Below are 22,153 nucleotides of genomic sequence, written 5' to 3' on the forward strand. Positions count from 1 at the left end.
CTGAATCAGATCGGCCTTCGTGCCAGATACTTTCAACGGCGACGATTTTTGCGCTTCCTGAGCGACCAGGTCAGGGTTGATTATTGCCAGTTGCTCCAGCAGCGCGTCACGGCTGCCGCTGGTTTTAACCGGCGCGGGCAGGGTGGCGTTGTACTCTTTGATGCAGGCTTTCATCGCCGTGGCTGTATGTTTGGTGCCGTTTTCAATGCGCTGGAATTCTTCGGGAAGCTGCTCATACGATGCATAGGTTTCATCTACCGAAGCTCCAAGCGGCATCTGCGACGGCAGGGTGGCGTTGTACTCTTCCTGCAGCGCTTTGATATCATCAGCACTCAGCAGCGCTGGCAGGCTGGCGTTGTGCGCGTCGATGAACTCGCGCAGGGTGGCGGTGGTGGTGAAAGCACCCTCAGGGATCTCCGGCTCTACGCTGAACTCCGCTTCGAGGTTTTCCGGCTGTAGAGCCAGAACATGTACCAGGTTGCCCATATCAAGCACTGGAGAGCGCTCTTTGACGATAGTCTTCTCTACGTGACGCGCGTTAAAGTACATCAGCGACACGCGAGCATCTTTCACCTGAGTTGAGCTGATCCCGTTGGCGGCGTGGTAAACCTCGTTTGGTACACCTTCATAGCGGCCCGGCTCGAAGTATTCCGGCCAGGCTGCTTCTGGCTCTTCTTGTTGCGATTCCGGTACGTTTTGTTGCGCCTCAGGTTCAGATTGGCTCACAGAATCGTTGTTCTGGTGCGTCTCAGCCTGATTCTGGTTCTCTACGGTAACTGCTTCTTTACCAGTACCCAGATCGCCTTCGCCTGCCTGCACCGCATCACCAGCCTGTTTTTCATCACTGTCAGCTTTTTGAACCTGCACATTGCTGGTGGTCTCCGGATTCGTTTCTGTGCCATGAGTTGATGAGTTCTGCATTAAAGCGGACACGTCGAAAATACCGTTGCCAACATTTTTAACCAGTTCAGGTTCGGTGGTCGGCTGGCTTGTCCCGGTCTTCACCCATTTTGGGTCGTTCGGGTCGCTGATGCCTTCCACATATTCACCGCGCGCGGCGGCAAGCTGTCGGTTGGCTTCTTCTACCGCGTCTTTTTCCGGAGTGTGTCGGGCAGCCGTGAGAGCTTCCTCGGTGGGGTTCTCGTGATCAGTCTCCGTTAAGTTGGCGTTGATATACCCCTGAAGGCGTCCGGGGTAGTGATAAAACTCAGGGTGTGCGCTTCGGATCAGCGCGAAAATAGCGGCGCGGGAATAATCCAGGATACCGGGCGTTGCGCGAAGTGCTGCGGACCATTCTTTGAACGGACTTTCCTTTTTCTTTACGATTTCTTTTGCGCGACGGTAAACGCTGCCAGGTAGCTCATAGATATTAAAGTCCATAGGCAAAGTGGCCATTGCAATCTCTACGTCCAGAGTATCAAGAGTGTGTTCGTAATCAGGGTTACGGTCAGTCTTATTGCCACCGCCAGCGTTGGCGCCGCTTTCAGTGCGTTGAATAGCCGATACACTGTTGCCTTTCGCCCACTCCTTAACGAGCAAACCGCGATCGATATGCTCCGTCTCGAACCATGTTTTAAGGAACTGGATAACAGTCGCCAGTTCAGGAGTTTTTCCATCGACAGGGAATACTTTTTTAACGGCATTCACTATTTTGTGAATGTCATGTTCAATGGCTTTCTTGAACGCTTCAACATTCTCGGCGGCAAGCAGCAGGTTCTGGACATATGAATTATCGGTGTCCATTTCGAGACGCAGAATTTCTTTTTTCTGGGAGGCGTCGACGTGATAAAGATACTCACCTTCACCTATGTACTGAGCAAGAACGCGGTGACGGAGAGGCATAGTTGCGACAACAGTCAGCTCGTGGGCTGGGGCTGTTGCCTGGGCAGGGCTGTTGCTTTCGTTACCAAAATTTTCGGTGTGGTCTTCCAGCACTTCGCCTGTTTCGGTATCAACACCGTCAACGATGTGCTGGCGGGCCACGGTGGCGGCTTCAGATGATGGCAGGGTGACGCCGGGGATTTGTTCCCAAGTCATGCCATCTTCACCGAGGCGATAATAATTAGTGAAGGTAAAACTTATTTCACCTTCCGGCGGCAGCTCGTTGACTACCGGAAAATTGGTGCGGATCGGCCTTGCATAATCCTTACCGCGGCCGGTTTCAATTTCAGCATCTTCCAGAACGACATCCAGCATAAGGTTGGCGCGCGCTTCTGATTTTGCAGTGAACCAGACCGTCGCATCTTGCTTTCCGGATTTCTGCGTAGCTTTTACTACATAGAAAAATTCCATGTGAGATCCTCTTTTTTAGATGTAAGATCCCCGGGCCAGAGATAGCGCCCATTGGGTGAACTTTGGTTTTTTGTGTAGTTTTCCGGTGGTACTTTGGTCGGTGTCACCGGACGTATGGGCCGCCTTGCGCGGCTTTTACGTTAACTTTCGTGCGCCATCTGGTCGTATGAGGCACAGCGTACAGAGCAGTAATCGCGCTCTTCATGTGTCAGCTGCGCGCCGCGAATCAGCGTCAGCTCGTTTTTTACTTCTTTGCCTTGCTCAATCGGCTTTCCACACAGGTGGTAAGCGCATGTCTTTTGGTTATGCATCCGGATCTCCTTTCTGCGCCAGCAGGTAACAGAGGCGGCGGATTAAAACCTCAATCCGGTTGAGCGGGACGGCCTGCTGTCGAGCTGGTTTACGTGCGAAATCAATCATTCTCACCCTCGTTTGCCTTATCGCCGGCCAGCGGAACGTTTTACACCTGACAACGATGCGCTTGTTGTCGATGAAACTAACAATAAAACCAAAGGTTCGATTTGTAAAGCAAAAAGTGCAACTAAAAGTTCTATCTTGGAGCATAAAAATAGCACCTAAAGAGGTGCTACCTGTATGGATGAGTTCTTTGGTTCTATTTTTTGAGGTCGTTAATTAGATCAAAAACGTTGTTCTTCAGCAGATCCATCTCTTGGAGGACTGCTTTTGTATGGAGGATAACACGCAGTTTCTCTGCTTCCGGGAGTTGATTGAAAAGAGAAAGCAATGTTTCTTCTTTTTCATCAAGGACTCTGGGTTTAGGTTCAGCCCTTTCGCCTTCACTTTCATCCCCTGGCTCCATGAAGAACCAATATTCAGGCCTTCCGGTCACCGCCGATAACCTTTTCAAGCGCTCTCCGCTGGCTACAGACGTGCCAGAGGCCCACTTTCTCACAGATGTGTGAGAAAGCATTACGCGCCGTGAGAGGTCAGCCATAGACCAGCCGTTCTCATCCAGAACTTGCTGGATACGCTTGGCGAAAATGGGATGAAGATTTTTGTTCATATTCACATTTTACAACCTTCAGTTTCTTTATTCATTGGAACTATTAGATTGATTTTTGTTGGAACCTAAAGTTTTACGTGATAATCTCCAGCTACCAACTCGTAGAACTGGAGAGCCAAATGGACAACCAATTAAAAATCAAAATCAGTAACCACATGACTCAAATGAGCATCGGCGAACATTTTGGTATCTCGTCTCAAGCTGTAGGCAAGTGGCTGAGAAAAGGAGTAATTCCTCCCCGTCGCATCCTGCCGTTATGTGAAATTCTTGAATGGAAAGTCACTCCTCACGAGATTGACCCAGCAGCATACCCAAACCCAACCGATGGCTTACCAAGCCAAGAGGCATCAGCCAAATAACCATAGAGGATATTTACCCATGGAGAACGCAATTGCACGAAAGTTAGACCCACCAGAAATCAACCCGATTGAGATAGAGAGCGTCCTGCTCAACCGGCTTGCATCAGTAGGGCAGAAATCATACGCCGAGCATATGGGCATCAGCGAGTCGACAGTCAGCAGGCGTAAAGCTGAGGGATATTTCTGCAACATGGCGAAAGAGCTGGCTTTTCTTGGGATTCAGGCCGCGCCACCGGAAGCGGTACTGGTATCCAGAAACTATCTCACAGCAGTAGAGATTCTCGCTGATGCCGGGCTAAAGGCTGAACGAGCCAGGCCGGATGCGCTGGGGTGGGACTGAAAATGGCAGCAACTAAAAAGGCGAAAGCCGCGGTGAGGGGTCACCAACGGCTTTCTGGTGCAAAAACGGTAGGTAATTGCGGAGATGAGTATGTCAAATACCGCTGAAATATACAAATTCCCTGCGCCGATACCGACGCAACAGGAGTGCCGTATGGCTGATCTGGAAAATGGCTATTTACGTTTAGCTAATCAGATCCAGGACGCCTTGTGTATCGTTGAACTATCGGGGCGTGAGTTCCGTGTTTTGAATGCGATTATCCGGCTGACTTATGGCTGGTCGAAAAAATCAGATCGTATTGCCAACAGCCTCATTGCAGATAAGACAACACTGAAGGTAAAGCATGTATCCGAAGCGGTGCTGAGTCTTGCCTATCGTAACATCATTATCCTGCGCCGTATTGGTCAAACAAGATACATAGGGATTAATACAAACCTGGATAAATGGGCTTATTCCAAGCCACATTGCTCAAAATGTCCGGTGTCTTTTCCTGATGATGAAATTGCCACATGGATTATTTCTGTACCTGAAACCAGGGATAGTTATCCCCGAAAAGAGGGAAGGGCATCCCCGAAAACAGGGAACACCAAAGACATTATTCCAAAGACAAATATAAAAGATCTAACCCCCTTTAATCCCCCTAAGGGAAAAGTGAAGTTTGATCCGTTGAGTATTCCTGTTCCCGAATGGCTGAATGCTGCGTCGTGGAACGAATGGGTCACATACCGCCAGCAATCCGGAAAGCCCATAAAAACCGAACTGACGGTAACAAAAGCTTTCAGGCTTCTGAAGGAGTGCCTGGATGAAGGCCACGATCCGGTAAACGTCATCAACACAAGCATTGCCAACGGCTACCAGGGACTATTCAAACCGAAGTTCGCTCTCAACGACCGAAGAGCTGGCAGAGATGTGAACCACATTTCTGCGCCAGACAAAACCATTCCTACCGGATTCAGGGGGTAACGATGAAAAACGTAATCGGTACTGGCAGTGCGCTTGATCGCCTGAAAAGAATTATCCCAGCCAGTGTGCAGCCGAAATTCTCGACTGCTGATGAGTGGCGGGCATGGCAGGAAGCCGAAGGGCGTAAACGCAGTGAAGAGCTTGACAGGATGAATCAGAAATCCCGCACCGAGAAGATTTTCGGGCGATCTGGCATTCAGGATCTCCATCGTAGCTGTACGTTTGCTAACTACGAAGTAAGCGGGGAGGGGCAGCGAAAAGCGTACACGATGGCAAAAAGTTATGCCCAGAACTTCGGTAGTGGATTTGCGAGCTTTGTGTTCAGCGGTGGTCCGGGAACCGGGAAAAACCATCTTGCGGCGGCAATCGGAAATCATCTGCTGGCCGGCGGTCATAGCGTTCTGGTGGTAACTATTCCTGACCTGATGCTCAGGGTTCGTGAGTGCTACGACGGTGGGCAATCAGAAGCGTCCCTGCTTGATGACCTTTGTAAAGTTGACCTGCTGGTACTGGATGAAGTCGGTATTCAGCGCGGAAGCAGTGGTGAGAAGGTCATTCTCAATCAGGTTATCGATCGCCGTCTCTCATCGATGCGACCTGTTGGCGTTCTGACGAATCTTAACCACGAGGGGCTGTTGGATTCACTGGGCGCGAGGGTTATCGATCGCCTCCAGATGGACGGAGGGATGTGGGTGAATTTTGACTGGGAAAGCTACCGGAAAAACGTTAGCCACCTCCGGATTGTGAAATAAGGGGTTAAAAATGGCCCGACCTAAAACACAAAGCGAACGGATGATTATTCTTGAGCGGATTATCGGTCTGGTGAAAGAGCAGGGGCGCATCACGACGAACGACGTCGTTGCGATTTTTGGCGTGCACCGAACCACGGCGGAGAAATATCTGCGTATCGCGCTGGAGCGAGGCGGCTTCATTCGTCATGGCCGCTGCGGCATTTTCCGAGACCAGCGTGCGGTGATTGATTATGACCTCAGGCGATACAGCAGTAGTCAGGTAACGGGATTTTCAGCGCTGCCGGTGCTGGAGAAAAGCCCGGTAATGCAGGTTTATGGAGCATCCAAAATGAGCATCAACAAGGGGGGAGCCCAATGAGCAACATCGACAAACGGGCGCTTCGTGAAGTGGCTGAGAGGGCTACGCCGGGGAATTGGCGCCGCACCTCATCACTGTTCAATGGCATCACGGTAACGCCATTTTCTCTTTGCGGTGAAGAAGTGACGTTGGCCCATACTGTTGAGAAACGTGACGCGGAATTTATTGCCGCCGCTAACCCCGCCACCGTGCTGGCGCTGCTTGACGTGCTCTATGAGTTTGGAGAGGATGAGGTGGCCATCTCTGAATACGTCACAAATCTTGAAGATGCTTTGCGAGTTGCGGCAGCACCTCAGCAGGAGGAATGATAGCTGGTTAAATCCACAGCAGAAAGCAAAAGCATTATTAGGTACAATCACACTAACTTTTTGTTGTTAATTATTTGATGAATTACGAGGATAAGCTCATGTATCAGCGAATGATTTTTGAAGAAGGAAAAGAGCCAAGGTTGTATTCAAGCCAACATGACTCCAAGTTTATCCCAATAAGTAATAACAATGGAAAAGTTCAAAAGGTTCCTGTTATGGAGTTCAAGGATACCAGAGGAGATGTTTTTTATGCTTACAACTATGCTTATTCTGGTAAAAAACCATCAAATGACGAAATCTATAAGGCTATTGATGAGCTAAAGCCAATCGGTGAAAAATTCGAAATGTCTAAGACTATAAGCGATTAGATAAATCTGTTTTCAACATTGCAGCAAAATCACAGGAAGATCGAGACAAAGTTAGCATGGCGATATATGGAAATGTCGGAGCAGAACACCAAGAAGTAAGCGTAATTTGAATGAATGTGAACCCGCCGAGTACGGGTTTTCTTTTATCTGAACCCGCTGCGGCGGGTTTTTTGCCTAAAATGTGATATGAAACAACACACTAGCCTTTGCAAAAAGTGCTATTCACCCCTTGAATATTCTTTCTAACAGGTATACTGTGTTTATATACAGTGGTTGAATGTAGAGGGAATTATGAGAATTGAACTTGTTATCAGCCGGGCAAAACAGCTTCCGGAAGGTGCCGTTCCTGCGCTTGAAAAAGAATTAATTACCCGTCTCCAGAATCAGTATGAAAACTGCAACTTAACCATCCGTCGAGGCAGTCAGGATGGTCTGAGTATCGTCGGTGCTGCTGATGGCGATAAAAAACGTATACAGAGCATTCTGCAGGAAACGTGGGAAAGCGCTGACGACTGGTTTTATTAACATTGCGCTTAATGCTGGCGCGCATTTTTCAGAATATCGCAATTTGCGTATCCCTTTGATGCTGCTGCCGACAATTTTTAACCGCGTCCGTGTGTCGCTCAGGGGGGTTACGTGGCAGAGGGAGTCCTATCAGATCTTGCTGATAATTTGCGGGTGACTATAACTGATGCTAAGGGAATAGAACTTTTGTCTTTTAGACTTGCATCAGGTGATCGCTATATCCTATCAACCCAAAACGGTTCTGTAACAAACCGAAAGCTATCAAGAGATGATTTGTACTGGTCTAAGGATACCATTATGGAAGTTGTCAGAGAGATGGGCTCTAATAATTGACTTAACAATAAGCACGCAATCATAATTATCGCACTGGCCTGAACAACCAGTAACCTGACAATTATGCGCCACGGAGAATACCATGGCGCACGAATTACAACTCATCAAGCAGTCATCTGGAATTCTGATCCCCGCTACGCCGGAGACCAGCGAAATTCTGCAGTCAAAAATTAAACTCGGTGCCGTGCTGGTGGCTGAGTTCCGTCAGGTTAGGAATCCTGCATTCCATCGCCGCTTTTTCGCGTTGCTTAATCTTGGGTTTGAATACTGGGAACCCACCGGCGGCACCATTTCTGCCAATGAACGCAAACTGGTAAACGGTTATGCAAAGTTTCTCGCTGCATATGGCGGGAATGAGAGCGCATTACTGGATGCGGCTGAACAGTATCTGGAACAGATTGCAAACCGCCGGGTAACAAACGGAATTAGCCTCTGTAAATCTTTCGATGCATACCGCGCATGGGTGACGGTTGAGGCTGGCCACTATGACGCCATCCAGTTACCGGACGGCACCCTTCGCAAACATCCCCGCAGCATCGCTTTTTCCAGCATGGATGAGGTCGAATTTCAGCAGTTGTATAAATCCGCGCTTGATGTGCTCTGGCGGTGGATTTTATCACGTACATTTCGTACTCAGCGCGAGGCGGAGAACGCCGCCGCCCAGCTAATGAGCTTTGCGGGGTGATGGCGATGAAATACTCCTGGTTCCATCATCACGACTGCACAACCGAGCAGGCCGACACGCTGATATCGGATTATCAGAAGCGGGGCGTAAGGACAGAAAAGAGCCTGAACCCTGACTTCATTACCTGGACTGTCAGCGCGAAATTACCTGAATATGCACACCGGGTGCGGACGCCAAAATCCTTACGCCAAAAGGTCTGGGGGTGAACATGGCTAAATTACCGCGCCGTAAGTGCGCAAACAAAGAATGCCGCCAGTGGTTTCACCCGATACGCGAGGGGCAGATCGTTTGCTCGTACCAGTGCGCCAGCGCCGTCGGCAAAGAACAGACCAGAAAAGCTCGCGAAGCCGCGCAACGTAAGGCGCAATCCCTTCAGCGCGCCGCTGAGAAAAAAGAACGCGCCGCCTGGCGCCAGCGGAAAGCCGCGGTTAAGCCGCTGAAACACTGGATTGACTTGACGCAGCGCGCCGTAAATGACATTTGCCGCGAAACCGAACTGGCAGAAGGACTCGGTTGCATCTCCTGTGGAACGAAGACGGCATTCGCATGGCATGCAGGCCATTACAGGAGTACGGCCGCCGCCGGGCATCTGCGCTTCACTCGCTTCAACATCCATCTTCAGTGTGATGTCTGCAACGTCTACAAATCAGGGAACATCGAAGCATATCGTACCGCGCTGGTTGAGCGTTACGGGGAGGCGGCGGTGCTGGCACTCGAGAACAATAACACCCCGCACCGCTGGACGGTCGAGGAGCTGAAGGAAATCAGGCTCGCGGCACTGGCGGATCTGCGTGCGCTAAAAAAGCTGGAGGCCGCATGAAACCAGAACTGATCGAGATACTCCGCATGCGCTGGTTGCGTCTCCGAATTTATCGATACCGGGGATCTTTTCCTGTGGCATATCGCATTCTTCGTAATTACGTCCGCATTGAAGCAAAACGGGAGCATCGAAATGAATCTTGAGTCCTTACCGAAATATTTTTCACCTAAATCCATGATGCCCGGCGCAGTACCATGCGGAATAACGTCTGATACGCTGACTATTACTGACGTAATGGCATCTCTCGGGCTACTTACTGCAAAAGCCGCAGTGGGTATTGAATTGTATCTGGCAAAAGCCGGGGTTTTATCTTCTGAAAATATCATCGCCTACATCAGGCAATTAGCAGAGCAGCGTGCAGAACGGCATGGGGCATTACGGAAAATGGAAAAGGGTAAGCGCTCAAAATTTCTCGACACTATGGCGCGTTATGTATTTCGCGATTATTCCCTCAGTGCGGCCAGCTTGGTGACGTGCAGTAGCTGTCATGGTGCTAAATTAATTGATGCTGAGGTTTTCACGAACAAGGTTACTTACCCGGATGGTAAGCCACCAAAATGGGTAAAAGATACGAAAGGTATTTCTCCGTCCGACTGGGAGGTGTGGAAATCAGTTCGTGAGCAGGTGCGCGTAGTGTGTAAGGCGTGTGATGGCAAAGGCCATGTGAAAAATGAATGTCGTTGCCGGGGACGCGGAGAAATTCTCGATAAGAAAAAATCTGAGTTGCAGGGCGTGCCGGTTTATAAAAAATGCCCAAGATGCAAGGGAAGAGGCTACCCACGTCTCAAAGATACCGAGATTTTTAAAGTACTAGGAGTAACGGAAATGGTATGGCGGTACAACTATAAACTGTTTTTCGATCGGCTGGTGGAGCATTGCCATATTGAGGAATCGTATGCAGAAAAGGTTCTGGGAAACGTGACTCGATGACCAAAATAATTTAGCTATTGCAAAATTAACGGAAAATGGCTAATCTGATTCCAACGATGGGTTATTATGCCTGTGACGTTACAAGAATTAAGAACCTCGCCTCGGCGGGGTTTTTGTTTTTTTTGGTGGTATATTCCCTTGGTGTCAAATCACAGGGGGGGCGATATGGGGTTCTATTACGTTTTTCAATACAAGCCGAAAGGGATGTCGTCGGGTAAGCATTTAAATGTTTCCGAGGAGTTTTCGGACCGGAATGAGGCAAAGAGAGCGAAGTCCAGGCACATGATTAATGATCCAGATTGTGTCTTCTCGGGAATCGTGCAGGCTGATTCGCCGGCAGCGGTACTTCAAGAAGTACAGGCTGAATCTCTTAATAGGCTTTAACGGATTTAACTTGGCAGTATCCACATTACCAATTTCATTAGGTCGCTTCGGCGGCCTTTTTCTTTTTCAGGCACCGGGCATCATCCGCTACGTGCTTGGTTGATAAATCCAGCCCGTGAAGCCTGCCCCTTTCATCACACACTGCGCCATCCGAGCTATCGGAGGTGAGGCTTATGAAAATGCACAACGATCCCCATTCAATGGACTCACAATCTATTTTTGCTGGCTCACAATTACTGCCAATGGAAAAAACTTCTCATTTGGCTCTGAGCGTCGGATTTCGCTCTCACTTAGCGTGAGTCCACGTCCGATTTCAGTTGCAGTTATTGTGAGCCAAAATTTGCGCTGATTGCGAGTCTGACTTTTTTCGATTGTGAGTCGTTACAGATAGCCGCCGGGCCAGACACCACAACGGTACCAGGTGGCGTTATGTGCTAGAAACCGAAATTCTTGAACATCTCATTACTACTCATATCGTTGGCTGGCGCACGGTTCATCGACTCCATCTGCTTAATCAACCCTATGCTAGCACCAACAGGCCCCCCGACGCTGAAACCGACGCTGCTGGAGCGGGTTTTGCTGGTGCTACTGCTGTGGGTTTGACTACGGGTGTTACAGTTGCTTTGGTGTGTCCGTGTGAGACCATTTTCGTTGAGCTGGCTATCTTCACTTTGGGTGCAGTTTCCCTGTGACTGGCTGTGACTGTCTCCTGTGGTGTGGTTGCGGCTATCCGTGTGCCACTCGCTATAGCCTCCCGCCGGCGCAATGATTCCGACCGATGTACCGTGGGTGGCATAGGGAGGCATGACCATGCCACTACAGCCACCGAGCAGTAACGCGGTGCCGACGATAAAAATGAACTTACCCAGAGCGGTGTTTTTCATTAGTTCCTACCTATTTCTTCTCGTTGGTTATTTCTATGCCCTGCCTTGGCAGGGCTCGCTATTATTCATTCTTCAACTGTGAGATCAAGTTATTTTAATTAAATCGGTATTATTCTTAATTGTGTTCTTTATGAATAAATATCCTCCGGCTATGCCGGAGGATATTTATTATTTCCCCTCATAACTGAGAGGCCCCACACAACCAGAGGGGGATGAATGTCCGAATCGATTTCTGGTACTGGGTTAGCAGGTGGCATCCTGACAGGAGCCAGTGTCTATGGACTGCTGACCTGTATTAGCTCAGACCTGAACTGGTTACTGTGTTGTAGCATCGTGGGATTTTGCATTTTTTGATGAGTGTCAATTACTAAATTCGTAGGCGATTCTTGGTGGTGATGTGTGACCCATCTCTTTTAAAATGATATTGGTATACTCGACTACCGGGCCTCTTGGATTACTGTCTTCTTTGTCCTGAAGGTGAGTCAACGCGTGTACAACTTCATGAATAAATGAGCGTGTTGTATCAAATTGTTGTGGGCCATCATTACTTTCATAGTACTCTGGTATTGAATCATCGTCTGTATCATCCAGGTTGAGGGCAATCACTTTTCTGCCTTCTGAACTCTCCAGGTCCTCATCAGTTACGGTAGTACCAAAGTTTTCTCCGGCTCCCAGCAACCAGCGTTGTTCTACATCATGCAATTCCTGGTCGTAGGCATAATTCATCAGTCTGCGGAATGTCCCGCTTTGAGTGTATGCATCTTCAAGTATGCGTGATAGCACCTCACGGCATTCATCATAGGTATCATCATCAATTTCGATATCAGGATCCATTCCTCCTGGTCCAGAGATAAGGTATTCAGCAAGACACATTGGTTCCAGCCTGGCTTTATCATCGGTAGCAAGACCATCATGTTGGAGGCGTAATTGAGAAGGATTATCTTGGTGTTCTGGAAGGTCTGGAAATACCTTGCTGTCATGAGGATGGGATAATCCATATGTTGACATCATATTATTGATAAATATTGGTTTAATTCCCGTTGGCATGATGAGTTACACATCCTTTTTATTACATGGAATTAACATTCTATAAATAGCATGTTTTTGTCAAACAGAATTCACTCAGCACGCAATCAATTAAGCTAAAAGCTAAATTTGCAGTATTTGTGCCTCACCTCCATTAAAATTGTACTCTGCGTGATTTTACTTTCAGATTCTGCAACCACAGGCAATCCTGTTTTACAAGATATTAAACCCTGCAACCCAACCATTTCACTCACTCTAGTTACCATCCGAAATCATCGGAGGTGAGGCTTATGAAAATGAATGACAAGACTCCTGAATTCTGGGCTGCGGTTTTGACCGGACTCAAAAATGCGTGGCCCCAGATACTTGGGGCGTTAATGGCCGGACTCATTGCCTACGGCCGACTGATATACGACGGCGCCACCCGTAAAAATAAATGGCTTGAGGGCGTCCTGTGTGGCGCTCTTTCCTTATGTGTCACCAGTGCGCTTGATGTGGTAGGCCTGCCGGTTTCCATTTCGCCTTTCGTTGGCGGAATTATTGGCTTTGTCGGTGTGGACAAGCTGCGCGAAATCGCAATTAGCGCACTCAAAAAACGTGCAGGGGTTAATGATGAGAATCAGTGAAAAAGGCATTACCCTAATCAAAGAGTTTGAAGGTTGTAGCCTGACAGCTTATCCGGACCCGGGAACGGGGGGAGATCCCTGGACGATTGGTTATGGCTGGACCCACTCTGTTGACGGTAAGCCAGTTAAGCCCGGAATGATGATTGACGAGGCTACTGCCGAGCGCTTGCTTAAAACTGGTTTAGTCGGTTATGAAAATGATGTGTCCAGACTGGTTAAGGTCAAGTTGACGCAAGGCCAGTTTGATGCGCTGGTGTCGTTCGCGTACAACCTCGGCGCCCGGACATTATCCACATCAACTCTGCTGCGGAAGCTAAACGCTGGTGATTACGCTGGTGCCGCTGATGAGTTCCTGCGCTGGAATAAGGCTGGTGGGAAAGCCCTGAACGGGCTTACCCGTCGGCGTGAGGCGGAGCGTGCTCTGTTCCTGTCATGATGTTCAACTGGAAAACGATGTTTGTTGGCCTGTTGCTCGTCTCGCTAATTGTTGCCGGTCTGCTGGCAAATCACTACCGAAATAATGCCATCGCCTACAAAGAGCAGCGCGACACCGTTACTCATAGGCTGACGCTGGCGAACGCGACAATTACCGACATGACTAAGCGCCAGCGTGACGTTGCCGCCCTCGATGAAAAATACACGAAGGAATTAGCCGATGCGAAAGCTGAGAATGATGCTTTGCGCGATGATGTTGCCGCTGGCCGCCGTCGCCTGTACGTCAACGCAACATGCCCCGCAGTGCCGACAGGTAAATCCACCTCCACCGCCCGCATGGATAATGCAGCCAGCCCCAGACTGGCAGACTCCGCTCAACGGGATTATTTCGCCCTCAAAGAGCGAGTGAAGACGATGCAAAAGCAACTGGAAGGGGCGCAGGCGTACATTCGCACCCAATGCCACGGTAATGCAGGAAAAACTAGTAACCAATGGTGACTGTATTAAAAAGGTACTCCCGGGCAGGGGGCGCCACGGGTGGCTTCGGGCTCGCGGGAATCGGCTGATTTTTGATTTTTTAGTCTCTGTCAGCACTGAAAAATAACCTTAAAAATCAATACATTTACTGTTTTCAGTGTCGAAGTGGTACGTTTTTTGTTCGACACTGAACGCCATTTTCACCGTATACAGGAAAAGAGCACGACTGTGGATCAGGAAATTAAAAGCCTCGAATTAAACATCACACAGCTTTCGGCCATCACTGGTGCACACCGACAGACCATCGCCAGCAGGCTGAAGGGCGTAAAAACCTCAGGTGGGAACGGTAGTAACCTGAAAATCTACCGGCTGGTGGATATTCTGACCGCCATGATGACGATGCCGGCTGTTACCGGGGAGAATGACCCCAATAAGATGAAACCCTCAGATCGACGGGCATGGTTTCAGTCGGAAATGACGCGTATTGAGCTGGAAAAGGAGATGAGAACTCTGATCCCGGCCAGCGAGGTGCTGAGCGTTTATGCTGTCATGGCAAAAACGGTCGTCAAGACACTGGAGATACTGCCGGACTTACTGGAAAGGGATGCGGCATTGCCGCCTGATGCGCTGGAAATGACACAAAAAATTATTGATCAACTCAGGGAAGATCTGGCCAGCATGACATACCAGGCCTGCGCGGATGCTATAAACGGAGATGATGATGACAACGGTGACGAAGGGCAAGAGGAAGAGCAGGAATAGTTTAGCCTCTGCCGTTGTTGCCGGATGTGATATCTCATCGATGTTCAGGCCGCCGCGCAGGATGAAAATATCGGATGCGGTCAGAAAATATATGCGCGTACCACGCGATGCGGGAAATTCTGTGGCATGGGAATCCACCCTGACCCCCTATGTGGTGGAAGCCATGAACTGCCTGTCATCACGCAGCTACGATGCCGTGGTATTTGTCGCCCCGGCAAGAACCGGTAAGACGCTGGGGCTGATTGACGGCTGGATTTCCTACAATATTGTCTGCGATCCGTCTGACATGCTGGTGGTTCAGATGACTCAGGACAAGGCGCAGGAGCACTCAAAGCGGCGTCTGGCAAAGATGTTTCGCCACAGTCCGGCGATAGCAAGAAGACTCAGCCCTCACCGTAACGATAATAATGTGCATGATAAAACGTTTCGTGATGGCTCGTTTCTGAAAATTGGCTGGCCATCAATCAATGTTTTTTCGTCTTCGGATTTTAAATGTGTGGCGCTGACTGACTACGATCGGTTCCCCGAAGATGTTGATGGTGAGGGGGATGCATTCTCGCTGGCGTCGAAGCGTACCACAACGTTTATGTCGCTGGGTATGACACTGGTGGAGAGCTCGCCGGGGCGGGAAATTACCGATACCAGATGGAAACCGTCATCACCGCACGAAGCACCGCCGACCACAGGAATACTTTCCCTGTACAACCGTGGCGATCGTCGTCGCTGGTACTGGCCGTGTCCGCATTGTGGCGAATATTTTCAGCCATCAATGGCGAATATGACCGGCTATCGCCATATTGCCGACCCTATGGAGGCCAGTGAAGCAGCGCGGATTCAGTGCCCACACTGCCATAAGTTGACTGAACCACAGCAGAAGCGTGAGCTGAATAATCGTGGCGTCTGGTTGCGGGAAGGTCAGCACATTGACCGCGACGGCAATATTACCGGCGAAGCCCGCCGCTCACGTATCGCCAGTTTCTGGATGGAGGGACCGGCGGCGGCTTATCAGACCTGGGCGCAACTGGTTTACAAGCTGCTGACCGCCGAAGAGGAATACGAACGAACCGGCAGCGAGGAAACCCTGAAAGCCGTCATCAATACGGACTGGGGATTACCCTATCAGTCCCGTCGCTCGCTGGAGGCACGCAGCGGTGACGCGCTGATGGCACGCGCTGAGGACGTATCAAAACGTACCGTTTCTGACGGGGTGCGTTTTATTGTGGCAACCGTTGACGTACAGGGCGGTAAAAAGCGGCGCTTTGTGGTCCAGGTAGTGGGCTATGGCGCATATGGTGAACGCTGGATCATTGACCGCTACAACATCCGTTATTCCCTGAGAGTGAATGAGGATGGCGAAAGCCAGCCTGTCAATCCGGCTGCAAGACCGGAAGACTGGGATTTGCTGAAAACGGATGTGCTGGAAAAGACGTATCCGCTGGCGGCAGATCCTGAACAGTTTATGCCGGTACTGGCAATGGCGGTGGACTCAGGTGGTGAAGACGGTGTTACCGATAATGCCTACGCGTTCTGGCGAAGGTGTAAGCGAAAAGGCGTTGCCGGGCGCGTTTATCTGTTCAAGGGAGACAGTACCCGACGCGAGAAGCTGATCACCAAAACCTATCCCGATAACACCGAACGCTCAGAACGTCGGGCAAAAGCCAGGGGGGATGTGCCGTTGTATCTGTTACAGACCAATGCCCTGAAAGACAGGGTAGCTGCCGCACTGGAGCGTGAGGAGCCGGGGGCGAATTACATTCATTTTCCTGACTGGCTGGGGCCGTGGTTCTACGAGGAACTGACCTATGAAGAGCGCAGCGCAGACGGAAAGTGGAAAAAACCGGGACGCGGTAATAACGAGGCGCTCGATCTGATGTGTTACGCCCACGCGCTGGCTATTCTCCGTGGCTATGAGCGAATCAACTGGGAAAAACCACCAGGATGGGCTCGCTTACCGGAAAAAGACGCCGCAAAAACCACGCAGCCTGTTGAGGTTCGCCAGCAGGAGCAACACGAAGGAGGAGAGAAAGCCGTGAAAGCCAGGAAGAAAAAAATTTTACCCGCCTGGGGCGGTGGTTCCGGAGGAGGGTGGTTATGACCAGGGCAGGGCTACAGGAGTTGTACAACGCCTATCTGGAGGCCGAGCTTGCTGTACTGAAAGGCAAGTCCATCATGCTTAACGGTCAGTCAATGACAATGGAAAGCCTGGAGGAAATCAGGAAGGGGCGCCGCGAGATTGAAGACAGGTTACAGCGGTTAAATAATCCGCGACGGCTTTTCACCCGGGCGAGGTTGTCATGAATTTTATCGATAAAGCTATCAGCATGATGTCGCCGGGATGGGCTGTATCAAGACTCCGATCGCGGGCAGTAATAAAAGCTTACGAGGCTGCAATACCCACCCGGACACATAAAATTAAGCGTGAAAACCGCAACGCCAATCAACTAAACCAGATTGCCGGAAAGTCCCTGCGGGAGCAGGCCCGCTGGTTCGATAACAATCACGATCTGGTGGTGGGGGCGCTCGATAAGATGGAAGAGCGCGTTATCGGGGCTAAGGGGATCATCGTTGAGCCACAACCACTGACGGTGGCCGGAACGCTGAATAACGCGCTGGCGGAACAAATCCGCGCCAGATGGGCAGAGTGGTCCGTGTCGCCGGACGTGACCGGACAATATACGCGCCCGGTACTGGAGCGCCTTTTGTTACGCACATGGTTGCGGGACGGGGAGGTGTTCTCCCAGATGGTGGCGGGAAAAATGCCGGGGCTTGAGCCGGTGGCGGGCGTACCGTTCTGGCTTGAGGCGATGGAACCGGATTATGTCCCGATGGAACAGACGGACAGTACAAATAATCTGATTCAGGGGATCTATTTTAACGACTGGCAAAGGCCAAAAAGTTACATCGTCTGTAAATCCTGGCCGGGATTTGCCACCGCTATGGTGGCCACCAAGCTTATCGATGCAGAAAATATGCTGCATCTTAAATTCACCCGTCGCCTGAATCAGGCGCGGGGCGTCACGCTGCTGGCGCCGGTTATTATCCGGCTGCTGGATCTGAAGGAGTATGAGGACAGTGAAAGGCTGGCCGCGCGTATTTCGGCGGCTTTTGCCATGTTTATCCGGCGCAGTGACGCAATGGTACAGGATGGTGACGCGCCAGATTATGCGGATAAAGACCGCGATCTGGATATTGAACCCGGCACCATTCTGAAAGACCTGTTGCCGGGAGAGGATATCGGCACCATCAAATCTGACAGGCCAAATGCCAACCTGGAGTCTTTCCGTATGGGGCAACTGCGGGCGGTTGCCGCAGGTGTACGCGGAAGTTTTTCTTCTATTGCCAGAAACTACGACGGCACCTACAGCGCTCAGCGTCAGGAGCTGGTGGAGGCGCAGGAGGGATACGCCATTCTGCAGGATAATTTTATTGCTGCCGTCAGTCGCCCGGTTTACCGGCGATGGCTGGCGACGGCGATTACGGCGGGTGTGATAGATGTGCCGCCGGACACGGACATGGCGACCCTGTTTAATGCCGTGTATTCCGGTCCGGTTATGCCTTGGATAGATCCGCTGAAAGAGGCGAATGCCTGGAGGATACTGATACGCGGCGGGGCGGCAACAGAGAGTGACTGGGTGCGTGCCCGTGGCGGCGCACCTGCTGAAGTGAAACGCCGCCGTAAGGCGGAAATTGACGAAAACCGTAAGCTGGGACTGGTATTTGATACTGACCCGGCACATGACCCGGGGGAACAGGATAATGCCGGAAGTGAAGACAACAGTGGCGGCGATAAAAATGCCGCCGGTGATGACAGCAGGGAACGGACGCGGGGAGGGAAGCAGTAATAGCTGGTATTCCATCAGGGCTGCAGCCAATAACACGGCGGAAGTCCGCATTTATGACGAGATTGGTGGATGGGGAATTTCGGCTCGCTGGTTTGCAGAAGAACTGGCTGCACTGGGACAGATTAACCGGATAAATCTGCATATTCATTCACCTGGCGGAGCAGTACTGGACGGAATAGCCATTTATAACCTCCTGAAAAATCATCCGGCGCAAAAAACGGTGTATATCGATGGAATGGCCTGCTCAATGGCATCCGCTATTGCGATGGTAGGTAATCCCATCATTATGCCGGAAAACGCCATGATGATGATTCATAAGCCGCGCGGAGTGGCGGGGGGGGAGGCGGAGGATATCCGGGAATATGCTGACCTGCTTGACAAGATCGAAAGCGTCATTATCCCCATCTATACCGAAAAAACTGGAAAAATGCCTGAAGATATTGCTGCCATGCTGGCAAAGGAGACCTGGATGAGCGGCGCGGAGTGCGTCAGTGAAGGGTTTGCCGACAAACTGATACAGCCTGTAAAAGCAATGGCCTGTATTCATTCAAAACGTGTTGAGGAGTTTGAGCATATGCCACAGAGCATTAAAGGTATGATTATCGCCCCGCAGGGCAATGCAGGCGCGCAACCGCAGCCACAGGCAAAAGCCCCTGAGTCACAGATTCAGTCGCAGGCTCAGTCGCCGGTGACTGTAGATGAAAATGCCATTCGCGCACGCCTGCAGGAAGAACAGCGTAACCGTATCACCGGCATTCAGAATGTGTTTTCACTTTCCGGCGATCGTTATGCCTCGCTGATGGCAAAGTGCATTGCTGATGTGGATTGCTCTCTGGAAATGGCGAAGGACAGACTGTTGGCCGAGATGGCGAAAGGTATTACGCCGACTAACCAGCTGAATGGTCCGCAGAATCGCGCAGAGTTTCATGCCGGGATGTATACCGGAAACGGTAATATTACCGGCGACGCCGTTCGCGCTGCCGTGATGGCCCGCGCAGGCTATGAAGAAGCGCAGAAGGATAACCCGTACAACTGTATGACCCTGCGTGAACTGGCGCGAATTTCGCTGGTGGCGAGGGGTACAGGCGTGTCCAGCATGAATCCCATGCAGATGATCGGCATGGCATTTACGCACAGCACCTCCGATTTCGGTAACATTCTGCTGGATGTTGCAAACAAGTCCATTCTGCAGGGCTGGCAGGAAGCGCCGGAAACCTTCGATGCCTGGACCAAAAAAGGACAGTTGTCTGATTTCAGGATTGCGCACCGTGTGGGTATGGGGGGATTCAGTTCACTGCGTCAGGTTCGTGAAGGAGCGGAATACAAATACGTCACCACAGGGGATAAACAGGCGACCATTGCGCTCGCTACCTATGGGGAGCTGTTCAGCATTACCCGCCAGGCCATCATCAATGATGATATGAATATGCTGACGGATGTCCCGATGAAGCTGGGACGTGCGGCAAAAGCCACCATTGCCGATCTGGTTTATGACGTTCTCATCAGTAACCAGAAACTGTCCAGTGATAATGTGGCGCTGTTTGACAAGACGAAACACGCAAACGTCCTTGAAAAAGCCGTTATGGATGTGGCGTCCCTGGATAAAGCGCGCCAGCTAATGCGGATGCAGAAAGAGGGCGATCGCCACCTCAATATCCGTCCGGCATTTGTACTGGTGCCGACGGCGATGGAGTCTGTTTCAAATCAGGTGATTAAATCTGTCAGTGTCAAGGGGGCGGATATTAACGCCGGGATCATTAACCCGGTGAAAGATTTCGCCACGGTGATCGCGGAGCCTCGTCTTGATGACGCCAGTCAGTCCACTTTCTATCTTACTGCAGCAAAAGGCAGCGATACCGTTGAGGTGGCTTACCTTAACGGCGTGGATGAGCCGTATATCGACCAGCAGGAAGGATTCACGGTGGATGGCGTAACCACGAAAGTTCGTATTGATGCGGGCGTTGCGCCGGTGGATTATCGCGGCATGGTGAAATGCACCGTATAACCCACTAAAAGCAGACATTAAGCGATACGGCCCTGACGGGCTTTTTTTATACCTGAAATCCGGCACGGCGTGCCGGAAAGGAGAATAACCGTGGCTAAGAATTACGTGGAAGACGGCAAAACGATTGAAATTGTGGCGACCACGTCACTAAAGAGCGGAGATCTGGTACAGGTCGGCGATATGTTCGCTGTGGCTGTTACCGATATTGCCGCCGGGAGCGCCGGAGCCGGCATCGCAGAAGGGGTATTCAGCATACCAAAACTGACAACAGAGGATATTGCCGTCGGGAAAAAAGTGTATCTGAAGGATAACGTGGTTCAGACGGATGCAACCGGCAGCCTGCCGTATGTCGGGGTGGTATGGGCGCCAGCGGCAAACGGTGATGAAACCGTTCCGGTAAAAATTAATGGCTGACCTTTTTGACGGGATGAAAAGGCGCATGGATGCACTTATCGCAGAACGCTTCGGCATGAAGGTCAACATCAACGGGACTGACTGCATAGTGGTGGAGTCTGATTTTCTGGCTGAACTGGGGCCTGTTGAAGGAAACGGAAAAAACGTAGTGGTGTTTTCAGGCAACGTTATCCCGCGCCGGGGAGACAGGGTGGTACTGCGGGGCAGTGAGTTTACCGTGACCCGTATCCGGCGTTTTAACGGTAAGCCACAACTGACTCTGGAGGAGAACAATGGAGGTAAAGGGGCTTAAAGAGGCCATTTCAGTACTTAAAGAAATTGATCGTGGATATGTGACCCGGGCAAAAATTCGGGCCATTAACCGGGTGGCAAAACGGGTGGTCAGCGTGTCAGTTCGCAGTGCTGCTGCTTTGGTGGTGGCCGGAGACAACCGACGGCAGGGTATTCCCGTCAGAACGGTAAGACGTCGCGCCAGAGTCAGGCTGGCCAGAGCGGACAAGCCTTTTGCCAACATTTATGTGAACTGTGATCCGCTGACTGCCATCAGGTTACTGAGTTCGCCACCATCAACCCCGATGAGGGGGAGAAAAGGTAAGCCGCTACGTATAGGAAAATACCGTTTTGACCGGGGGTTTATTGCGCAGGCTCCGAACGGATGGTGGCAGGTATTTGAGCGTTCCGGTGCCGGAAGATACCCACTTAATGTGGTGAAAATCCCGGTTGCTGATGCATTGCGCCATGCGTTCAACACGCAGGTTGTTTTACAGATGAAAACGGAGATGCCCAAAGAGCTGAAGCATGAAATCAGTTATGAACTGAGGAGATTCACTAAAAAATGACCCGACACAGTGCAGTACGGCAGGCCATTATTGCCGCATTAAAAAAGACCGATGATGGCTCCACCACGTTTTTTGACGGTCGTCCGGTCGTGGTGGAGGAGGATGAGTTACCTGCGGTGGCGGTGTACCTGAGTGATGCTCAGTATACCGGTACTGAGGTGGACGGTGATATCTGGAGCGCGGTGCTACATGTGGAAGTATTTCTGAAAGCCACTGCACCGGACAGCGCCCTGGATGAACAGATGGAGAACAGGGTGTATCCGGCACTGGGGAGCGTGGCGGGACTGGGTGACATCATCCGGACAATGTCGGCGCAGGGGTATAACTATCAGCGAGACGATGAAATGGCGATGTGGGGGTCAGCCGATCTGAGTTACGACATCACCTATTCCATGTAGAGGA

34 protein-coding genes are annotated in these 22,153 nt (G+C 50.8%); 28 read left to right on the forward strand and 6 right to left on the reverse strand.

All coding sequences use genetic code 11. The features are described from left to right. From ACLJR2_RS21500 to ACLJR2_RS21515, 4 genes are all read right to left on the reverse strand, one after another. On the reverse strand, nt 1-2,292 hold a 2,292-nt coding region (locus tag ACLJR2_RS21500), incomplete at its 3' end, for a RecE family exodeoxyribonuclease (protein ID WP_219828184.1). Between the two features lie 140 nt (nt 2,293-2,432). Further along, the gene (locus tag ACLJR2_RS21505) at nt 2,433-2,603 is read right to left on the reverse strand and encodes a YdaE family protein (protein WP_000551856.1); all 171 of its coding nucleotides are present in this window, start codon (nt 2,601-2,603) and stop codon (nt 2,433-2,435) included. Then, nucleotides 2,596-2,856, reverse strand: coding sequence for a hypothetical protein (locus ACLJR2_RS21510; RefSeq protein WP_010989055.1), 261 nt, complete (start codon nt 2,854-2,856; stop codon nt 2,596-2,598). Before ACLJR2_RS21510 ends, ACLJR2_RS21505 begins: the two co-directional genes overlap by 8 nt. A gap of 49 nt (nt 2,857-2,905) precedes the next feature. Then, on the reverse strand, nt 2,906-3,316 hold the full coding sequence (locus ACLJR2_RS21515) for a helix-turn-helix domain-containing protein (protein ID WP_001038966.1): 411 nt from the start codon (nt 3,314-3,316) through the stop codon (nt 2,906-2,908). Between the two features lie 119 nt (nt 3,317-3,435). Between ACLJR2_RS21515 and ACLJR2_RS21520 the strand changes: the two genes are divergently transcribed. The 16 genes from ACLJR2_RS21520 to ACLJR2_RS21595 all read left to right on the forward strand — a co-directional run bounded on the left by ACLJR2_RS21520 (nt 3,436) and on the right by ACLJR2_RS21595 (nt 10,740). After that, the gene (locus tag ACLJR2_RS21520) at nt 3,436-3,675 is read left to right on the forward strand and encodes a helix-turn-helix domain-containing protein (protein WP_000370145.1); all 240 of its coding nucleotides are present in this window, start codon (nt 3,436-3,438) and stop codon (nt 3,673-3,675) included. Beyond that, entirely contained in the window at nt 3,641-4,015 is a 375-nt protein-coding gene (locus tag ACLJR2_RS21525) for a CII family transcriptional regulator (RefSeq protein ID WP_001574095.1), read from the forward strand. Before ACLJR2_RS21520 ends, ACLJR2_RS21525 begins: the two co-directional genes overlap by 35 nt. A gap of 84 nt (nt 4,016-4,099) precedes the next feature. Next, complete coding sequence (locus tag ACLJR2_RS21530) at nt 4,100-4,978, forward strand: replication protein (protein ID WP_043991236.1); 879 nt, start codon at nt 4,100-4,102, stop codon at nt 4,976-4,978. Between the two features lie 2 nt (nt 4,979-4,980). Then, the gene (locus ACLJR2_RS21535; RefSeq protein ID WP_000800010.1) at nt 4,981-5,730 is read left to right on the forward strand and encodes an ATP-binding protein; all 750 of its coding nucleotides are present in this window, start codon (nt 4,981-4,983) and stop codon (nt 5,728-5,730) included. A gap of 10 nt (nt 5,731-5,740) precedes the next feature. Beyond that, entirely contained in the window at nt 5,741-6,088 is a 348-nt protein-coding gene (locus ACLJR2_RS21540) for a DUF977 family protein (protein ID WP_000113629.1), read from the forward strand. After that, nucleotides 6,085-6,396, forward strand: coding sequence for an ead/Ea22-like family protein (locus ACLJR2_RS21545; protein ID WP_000065108.1), 312 nt, complete (start codon nt 6,085-6,087; stop codon nt 6,394-6,396). Before ACLJR2_RS21540 ends, ACLJR2_RS21545 begins: the two co-directional genes overlap by 4 nt. A 77-nt stretch (nt 6,397-6,473) precedes the next feature. Then, nucleotides 6,474-6,764: a hypothetical protein gene (locus ACLJR2_RS21550; protein WP_014343823.1), complete on the forward strand. Its 291-nt coding sequence runs from the start codon at nt 6,474-6,476 to the stop codon at nt 6,762-6,764. Between the two features lie 291 nt (nt 6,765-7,055). Next, complete coding sequence (locus tag ACLJR2_RS21555; RefSeq protein WP_001217665.1) at nt 7,056-7,289, forward strand: DinI family protein; 234 nt, start codon at nt 7,056-7,058, stop codon at nt 7,287-7,289. A gap of 111 nt (nt 7,290-7,400) precedes the next feature. Next, nucleotides 7,401-7,622 (forward strand): hypothetical protein, encoded by a 222-nt coding sequence (locus tag ACLJR2_RS21560; RefSeq protein ID WP_000807548.1) that lies wholly within the window; start codon nt 7,401-7,403, stop codon nt 7,620-7,622. Nucleotides 7,623-7,704: 82 nt separating this feature from the next. Further along, entirely contained in the window at nt 7,705-8,307 is a 603-nt protein-coding gene (locus ACLJR2_RS21565; RefSeq protein WP_000929805.1) for a DUF1367 family protein, read from the forward strand. Beyond that, the gene (locus ACLJR2_RS21570; RefSeq protein WP_001241019.1) at nt 8,307-8,513 is read left to right on the forward strand and encodes a hypothetical protein; all 207 of its coding nucleotides are present in this window, start codon (nt 8,307-8,309) and stop codon (nt 8,511-8,513) included. Before ACLJR2_RS21565 ends, ACLJR2_RS21570 begins: the two co-directional genes overlap by 1 nt. Before the next feature lie 2 nt (nt 8,514-8,515). Further along, entirely contained in the window at nt 8,516-9,127 is a 612-nt protein-coding gene (locus tag ACLJR2_RS21575) for a recombination protein NinG (RefSeq protein ID WP_001096550.1), read from the forward strand. After that, nucleotides 9,124-9,270, forward strand: coding sequence for a YlcG family protein (locus ACLJR2_RS21580; protein ID WP_001617856.1), 147 nt, complete (start codon nt 9,124-9,126; stop codon nt 9,268-9,270). Before ACLJR2_RS21575 ends, ACLJR2_RS21580 begins: the two co-directional genes overlap by 4 nt. Then, on the forward strand, nt 9,260-10,057 hold the full coding sequence (locus tag ACLJR2_RS21585) for an antitermination protein (RefSeq protein WP_001047632.1): 798 nt from the start codon (nt 9,260-9,262) through the stop codon (nt 10,055-10,057). Before ACLJR2_RS21580 ends, ACLJR2_RS21585 begins: the two co-directional genes overlap by 11 nt. 66 nt (nt 10,058-10,123) lie before the next feature. Continuing rightward, complete coding sequence (locus ACLJR2_RS21590) at nt 10,124-10,441, forward strand: hypothetical protein (protein ID WP_010989004.1); 318 nt, start codon at nt 10,124-10,126, stop codon at nt 10,439-10,441. Nucleotides 10,442-10,614: 173 nt separating this feature from the next. After that, on the forward strand, nt 10,615-10,740 hold the full coding sequence (locus ACLJR2_RS21595) for a hypothetical protein (protein WP_001534733.1): 126 nt from the start codon (nt 10,615-10,617) through the stop codon (nt 10,738-10,740). 135 nt (nt 10,741-10,875) lie between these two features. Here the strand turns inward: ACLJR2_RS21595 and ACLJR2_RS21600 are convergent, their stop codons facing one another. Continuing rightward, the gene (locus ACLJR2_RS21600) at nt 10,876-11,325 is read right to left on the reverse strand and encodes a hypothetical protein (RefSeq protein WP_000798705.1); all 450 of its coding nucleotides are present in this window, start codon (nt 11,323-11,325) and stop codon (nt 10,876-10,878) included. A gap of 360 nt (nt 11,326-11,685) precedes the next feature. Then, complete coding sequence (gene gtgA / locus ACLJR2_RS21605) at nt 11,686-12,372, reverse strand: type III secretion system effector protease GtgA (RefSeq protein ID WP_001141973.1); 687 nt, start codon at nt 12,370-12,372, stop codon at nt 11,686-11,688. Between the two features lie 275 nt (nt 12,373-12,647). Here gtgA and ACLJR2_RS21610 point away from each other — a divergent pair, with 275 nt between their 5' ends. The 12 genes from ACLJR2_RS21610 to ACLJR2_RS21665 all read left to right on the forward strand — a co-directional run bounded on the left by ACLJR2_RS21610 (nt 12,648) and on the right by ACLJR2_RS21665 (nt 22,149). Next, entirely contained in the window at nt 12,648-12,977 is a 330-nt protein-coding gene (locus tag ACLJR2_RS21610) for a phage holin, lambda family (protein ID WP_001574216.1), read from the forward strand. Beyond that, nucleotides 12,961-13,413, forward strand: coding sequence for a lysozyme (locus ACLJR2_RS21615; protein WP_000984585.1), 453 nt, complete (start codon nt 12,961-12,963; stop codon nt 13,411-13,413). The genes ACLJR2_RS21610 and ACLJR2_RS21615 overlap by 17 nt, the downstream gene beginning before the upstream one ends. Nucleotides 13,414-13,430: 17 nt before the next feature. Further along, the gene (locus ACLJR2_RS21620; protein ID WP_001534723.1) at nt 13,431-13,910 is read left to right on the forward strand and encodes a lysis protein; all 480 of its coding nucleotides are present in this window, start codon (nt 13,431-13,433) and stop codon (nt 13,908-13,910) included. 207 nt (nt 13,911-14,117) lie between these two features. After that, nucleotides 14,118-14,651, forward strand: coding sequence for a DUF1441 family protein (locus ACLJR2_RS21625; RefSeq protein ID WP_000371784.1), 534 nt, complete (start codon nt 14,118-14,120; stop codon nt 14,649-14,651). Continuing rightward, nucleotides 14,608-16,746, forward strand: coding sequence for a phage terminase large subunit family protein (locus tag ACLJR2_RS21630; protein ID WP_000989241.1), 2,139 nt, complete (start codon nt 14,608-14,610; stop codon nt 16,744-16,746). The genes ACLJR2_RS21625 and ACLJR2_RS21630 overlap by 44 nt, the downstream gene beginning before the upstream one ends. Continuing rightward, the gene (locus tag ACLJR2_RS21635) at nt 16,743-16,949 is read left to right on the forward strand and encodes a hypothetical protein (RefSeq protein WP_000196190.1); all 207 of its coding nucleotides are present in this window, start codon (nt 16,743-16,745) and stop codon (nt 16,947-16,949) included. Before ACLJR2_RS21630 ends, ACLJR2_RS21635 begins: the two co-directional genes overlap by 4 nt. Next, nucleotides 16,946-18,493: a phage portal protein gene (locus ACLJR2_RS21640; protein WP_001009206.1), complete on the forward strand. Its 1,548-nt coding sequence runs from the start codon at nt 16,946-16,948 to the stop codon at nt 18,491-18,493. The genes ACLJR2_RS21635 and ACLJR2_RS21640 overlap by 4 nt, the downstream gene beginning before the upstream one ends. Continuing rightward, nucleotides 18,417-20,498 carry a ClpP-like prohead protease/major capsid protein fusion protein gene (locus ACLJR2_RS21645; protein WP_077905123.1) on the forward strand — a complete coding sequence of 694 codons (2,082 nt, stop codon included), beginning with the start codon at nt 18,417-18,419 and terminating at the stop codon, nt 20,496-20,498. The genes ACLJR2_RS21640 and ACLJR2_RS21645 overlap by 77 nt, the downstream gene beginning before the upstream one ends. 90 nt (nt 20,499-20,588) lie before the next feature. Then, a complete protein-coding gene (locus ACLJR2_RS21650) occupies nt 20,589-20,912 on the forward strand; it encodes a DUF2190 family protein (protein WP_001107907.1) in 324 nt (107 codons plus the stop codon). After that, nucleotides 20,905-21,204: an ATP-binding protein gene (locus ACLJR2_RS21655; RefSeq protein WP_000774239.1), complete on the forward strand. Its 300-nt coding sequence runs from the start codon at nt 20,905-20,907 to the stop codon at nt 21,202-21,204. Before ACLJR2_RS21650 ends, ACLJR2_RS21655 begins: the two co-directional genes overlap by 8 nt. Then, nucleotides 21,185-21,751, forward strand: a complete 567-nt coding sequence (locus ACLJR2_RS21660; protein ID WP_000453192.1) for a phage tail protein — start codon at nt 21,185-21,187, stop codon at nt 21,749-21,751. The genes ACLJR2_RS21655 and ACLJR2_RS21660 overlap by 20 nt, the downstream gene beginning before the upstream one ends. Continuing rightward, nucleotides 21,748-22,149: a phage minor tail U family protein gene (locus ACLJR2_RS21665; RefSeq protein WP_000196703.1), complete on the forward strand. Its 402-nt coding sequence runs from the start codon at nt 21,748-21,750 to the stop codon at nt 22,147-22,149. Before ACLJR2_RS21660 ends, ACLJR2_RS21665 begins: the two co-directional genes overlap by 4 nt. Nucleotides 22,150-22,153 lie beyond the last annotated feature (4 nt).

Source organism: Salmonella sp. SAL03688, assembly GCF_046551895.1.
Taxonomy (GTDB): Bacteria; Pseudomonadota; Gammaproteobacteria; order Enterobacterales; family Enterobacteriaceae; genus Salmonella; species Salmonella enterica.

Bases quoted from the DNA above. Each gene is read 5' to 3' on its own strand.
- ACLJR2_RS21505 (WP_000551856.1), bottom strand. From the start codon at position 2,603: ATGCATAACCAAAAGACATGCGCTTACCACCTGTGTGGAAAGCCGATT.
- ACLJR2_RS21510 (WP_010989055.1), bottom strand. From the start codon at position 2,856: ATGCTCCAAGATAGAACTTTTAGTTGCACTTTTTGCTTTACAAATCGA.
- ACLJR2_RS21515 (WP_001038966.1), bottom strand. From the start codon at position 3,316: ATGAACAAAAATCTTCATCCCATTTTCGCCAAGCGTATCCAGCAAGTT.
- ACLJR2_RS21520 (WP_000370145.1), top strand. From the start codon at position 3,436: ATGGACAACCAATTAAAAATCAAAATCAGTAACCACATGACTCAAATG.
- ACLJR2_RS21525 (WP_001574095.1), top strand. From the start codon at position 3,641: ATGGCTTACCAAGCCAAGAGGCATCAGCCAAATAACCATAGAGGATAT.
- ACLJR2_RS21530 (WP_043991236.1), top strand. From the start codon at position 4,100: ATGAGTATGTCAAATACCGCTGAAATATACAAATTCCCTGCGCCGATA.
- ACLJR2_RS21535 (WP_000800010.1), top strand. From the start codon at position 4,981: ATGAAAAACGTAATCGGTACTGGCAGTGCGCTTGATCGCCTGAAAAGA.
- ACLJR2_RS21540 (WP_000113629.1), top strand. From the start codon at position 5,741: ATGGCCCGACCTAAAACACAAAGCGAACGGATGATTATTCTTGAGCGG.
- ACLJR2_RS21545 (WP_000065108.1), top strand. From the start codon at position 6,085: ATGAGCAACATCGACAAACGGGCGCTTCGTGAAGTGGCTGAGAGGGCT.
- ACLJR2_RS21550 (WP_014343823.1), top strand. From the start codon at position 6,474: ATGAATTACGAGGATAAGCTCATGTATCAGCGAATGATTTTTGAAGAA.
- ACLJR2_RS21555 (WP_001217665.1), top strand. From the start codon at position 7,056: ATGAGAATTGAACTTGTTATCAGCCGGGCAAAACAGCTTCCGGAAGGT.
- ACLJR2_RS21565 (WP_000929805.1), top strand. From the start codon at position 7,705: ATGGCGCACGAATTACAACTCATCAAGCAGTCATCTGGAATTCTGATC.
- ACLJR2_RS21570 (WP_001241019.1), top strand. From the start codon at position 8,307: ATGGCGATGAAATACTCCTGGTTCCATCATCACGACTGCACAACCGAG.
- ACLJR2_RS21575 (WP_001096550.1), top strand. From the start codon at position 8,516: ATGGCTAAATTACCGCGCCGTAAGTGCGCAAACAAAGAATGCCGCCAG.
- ACLJR2_RS21580 (WP_001617856.1), top strand. From the start codon at position 9,124: ATGAAACCAGAACTGATCGAGATACTCCGCATGCGCTGGTTGCGTCTC.
- ACLJR2_RS21585 (WP_001047632.1), top strand. From the start codon at position 9,260: ATGAATCTTGAGTCCTTACCGAAATATTTTTCACCTAAATCCATGATG.
- ACLJR2_RS21590 (WP_010989004.1), top strand. From the start codon at position 10,124: ATGCCTGTGACGTTACAAGAATTAAGAACCTCGCCTCGGCGGGGTTTT.
- ACLJR2_RS21595 (WP_001534733.1), top strand. From the start codon at position 10,615: ATGAAAATGCACAACGATCCCCATTCAATGGACTCACAATCTATTTTT.
- ACLJR2_RS21600 (WP_000798705.1), bottom strand. From the start codon at position 11,325: ATGAAAAACACCGCTCTGGGTAAGTTCATTTTTATCGTCGGCACCGCG.
- gtgA (WP_001141973.1), bottom strand. From the start codon at position 12,372: ATGCCAACGGGAATTAAACCAATATTTATCAATAATATGATGTCAACA.
- ACLJR2_RS21610 (WP_001574216.1), top strand. From the start codon at position 12,648: ATGAATGACAAGACTCCTGAATTCTGGGCTGCGGTTTTGACCGGACTC.
- ACLJR2_RS21615 (WP_000984585.1), top strand. From the start codon at position 12,961: ATGATGAGAATCAGTGAAAAAGGCATTACCCTAATCAAAGAGTTTGAA.
- ACLJR2_RS21620 (WP_001534723.1), top strand. From the start codon at position 13,431: ATGTTTGTTGGCCTGTTGCTCGTCTCGCTAATTGTTGCCGGTCTGCTG.
- ACLJR2_RS21630 (WP_000989241.1), top strand. From the start codon at position 14,608: ATGATGACAACGGTGACGAAGGGCAAGAGGAAGAGCAGGAATAGTTTA.
- ACLJR2_RS21635 (WP_000196190.1), top strand. From the start codon at position 16,743: ATGACCAGGGCAGGGCTACAGGAGTTGTACAACGCCTATCTGGAGGCC.
- ACLJR2_RS21640 (WP_001009206.1), top strand. From the start codon at position 16,946: ATGAATTTTATCGATAAAGCTATCAGCATGATGTCGCCGGGATGGGCT.
- ACLJR2_RS21655 (WP_000774239.1), top strand. From the start codon at position 20,905: ATGGCTGACCTTTTTGACGGGATGAAAAGGCGCATGGATGCACTTATC.
- ACLJR2_RS21660 (WP_000453192.1), top strand. From the start codon at position 21,185: ATGGAGGTAAAGGGGCTTAAAGAGGCCATTTCAGTACTTAAAGAAATT.
- ACLJR2_RS21665 (WP_000196703.1), top strand. From the start codon at position 21,748: ATGACCCGACACAGTGCAGTACGGCAGGCCATTATTGCCGCATTAAAA.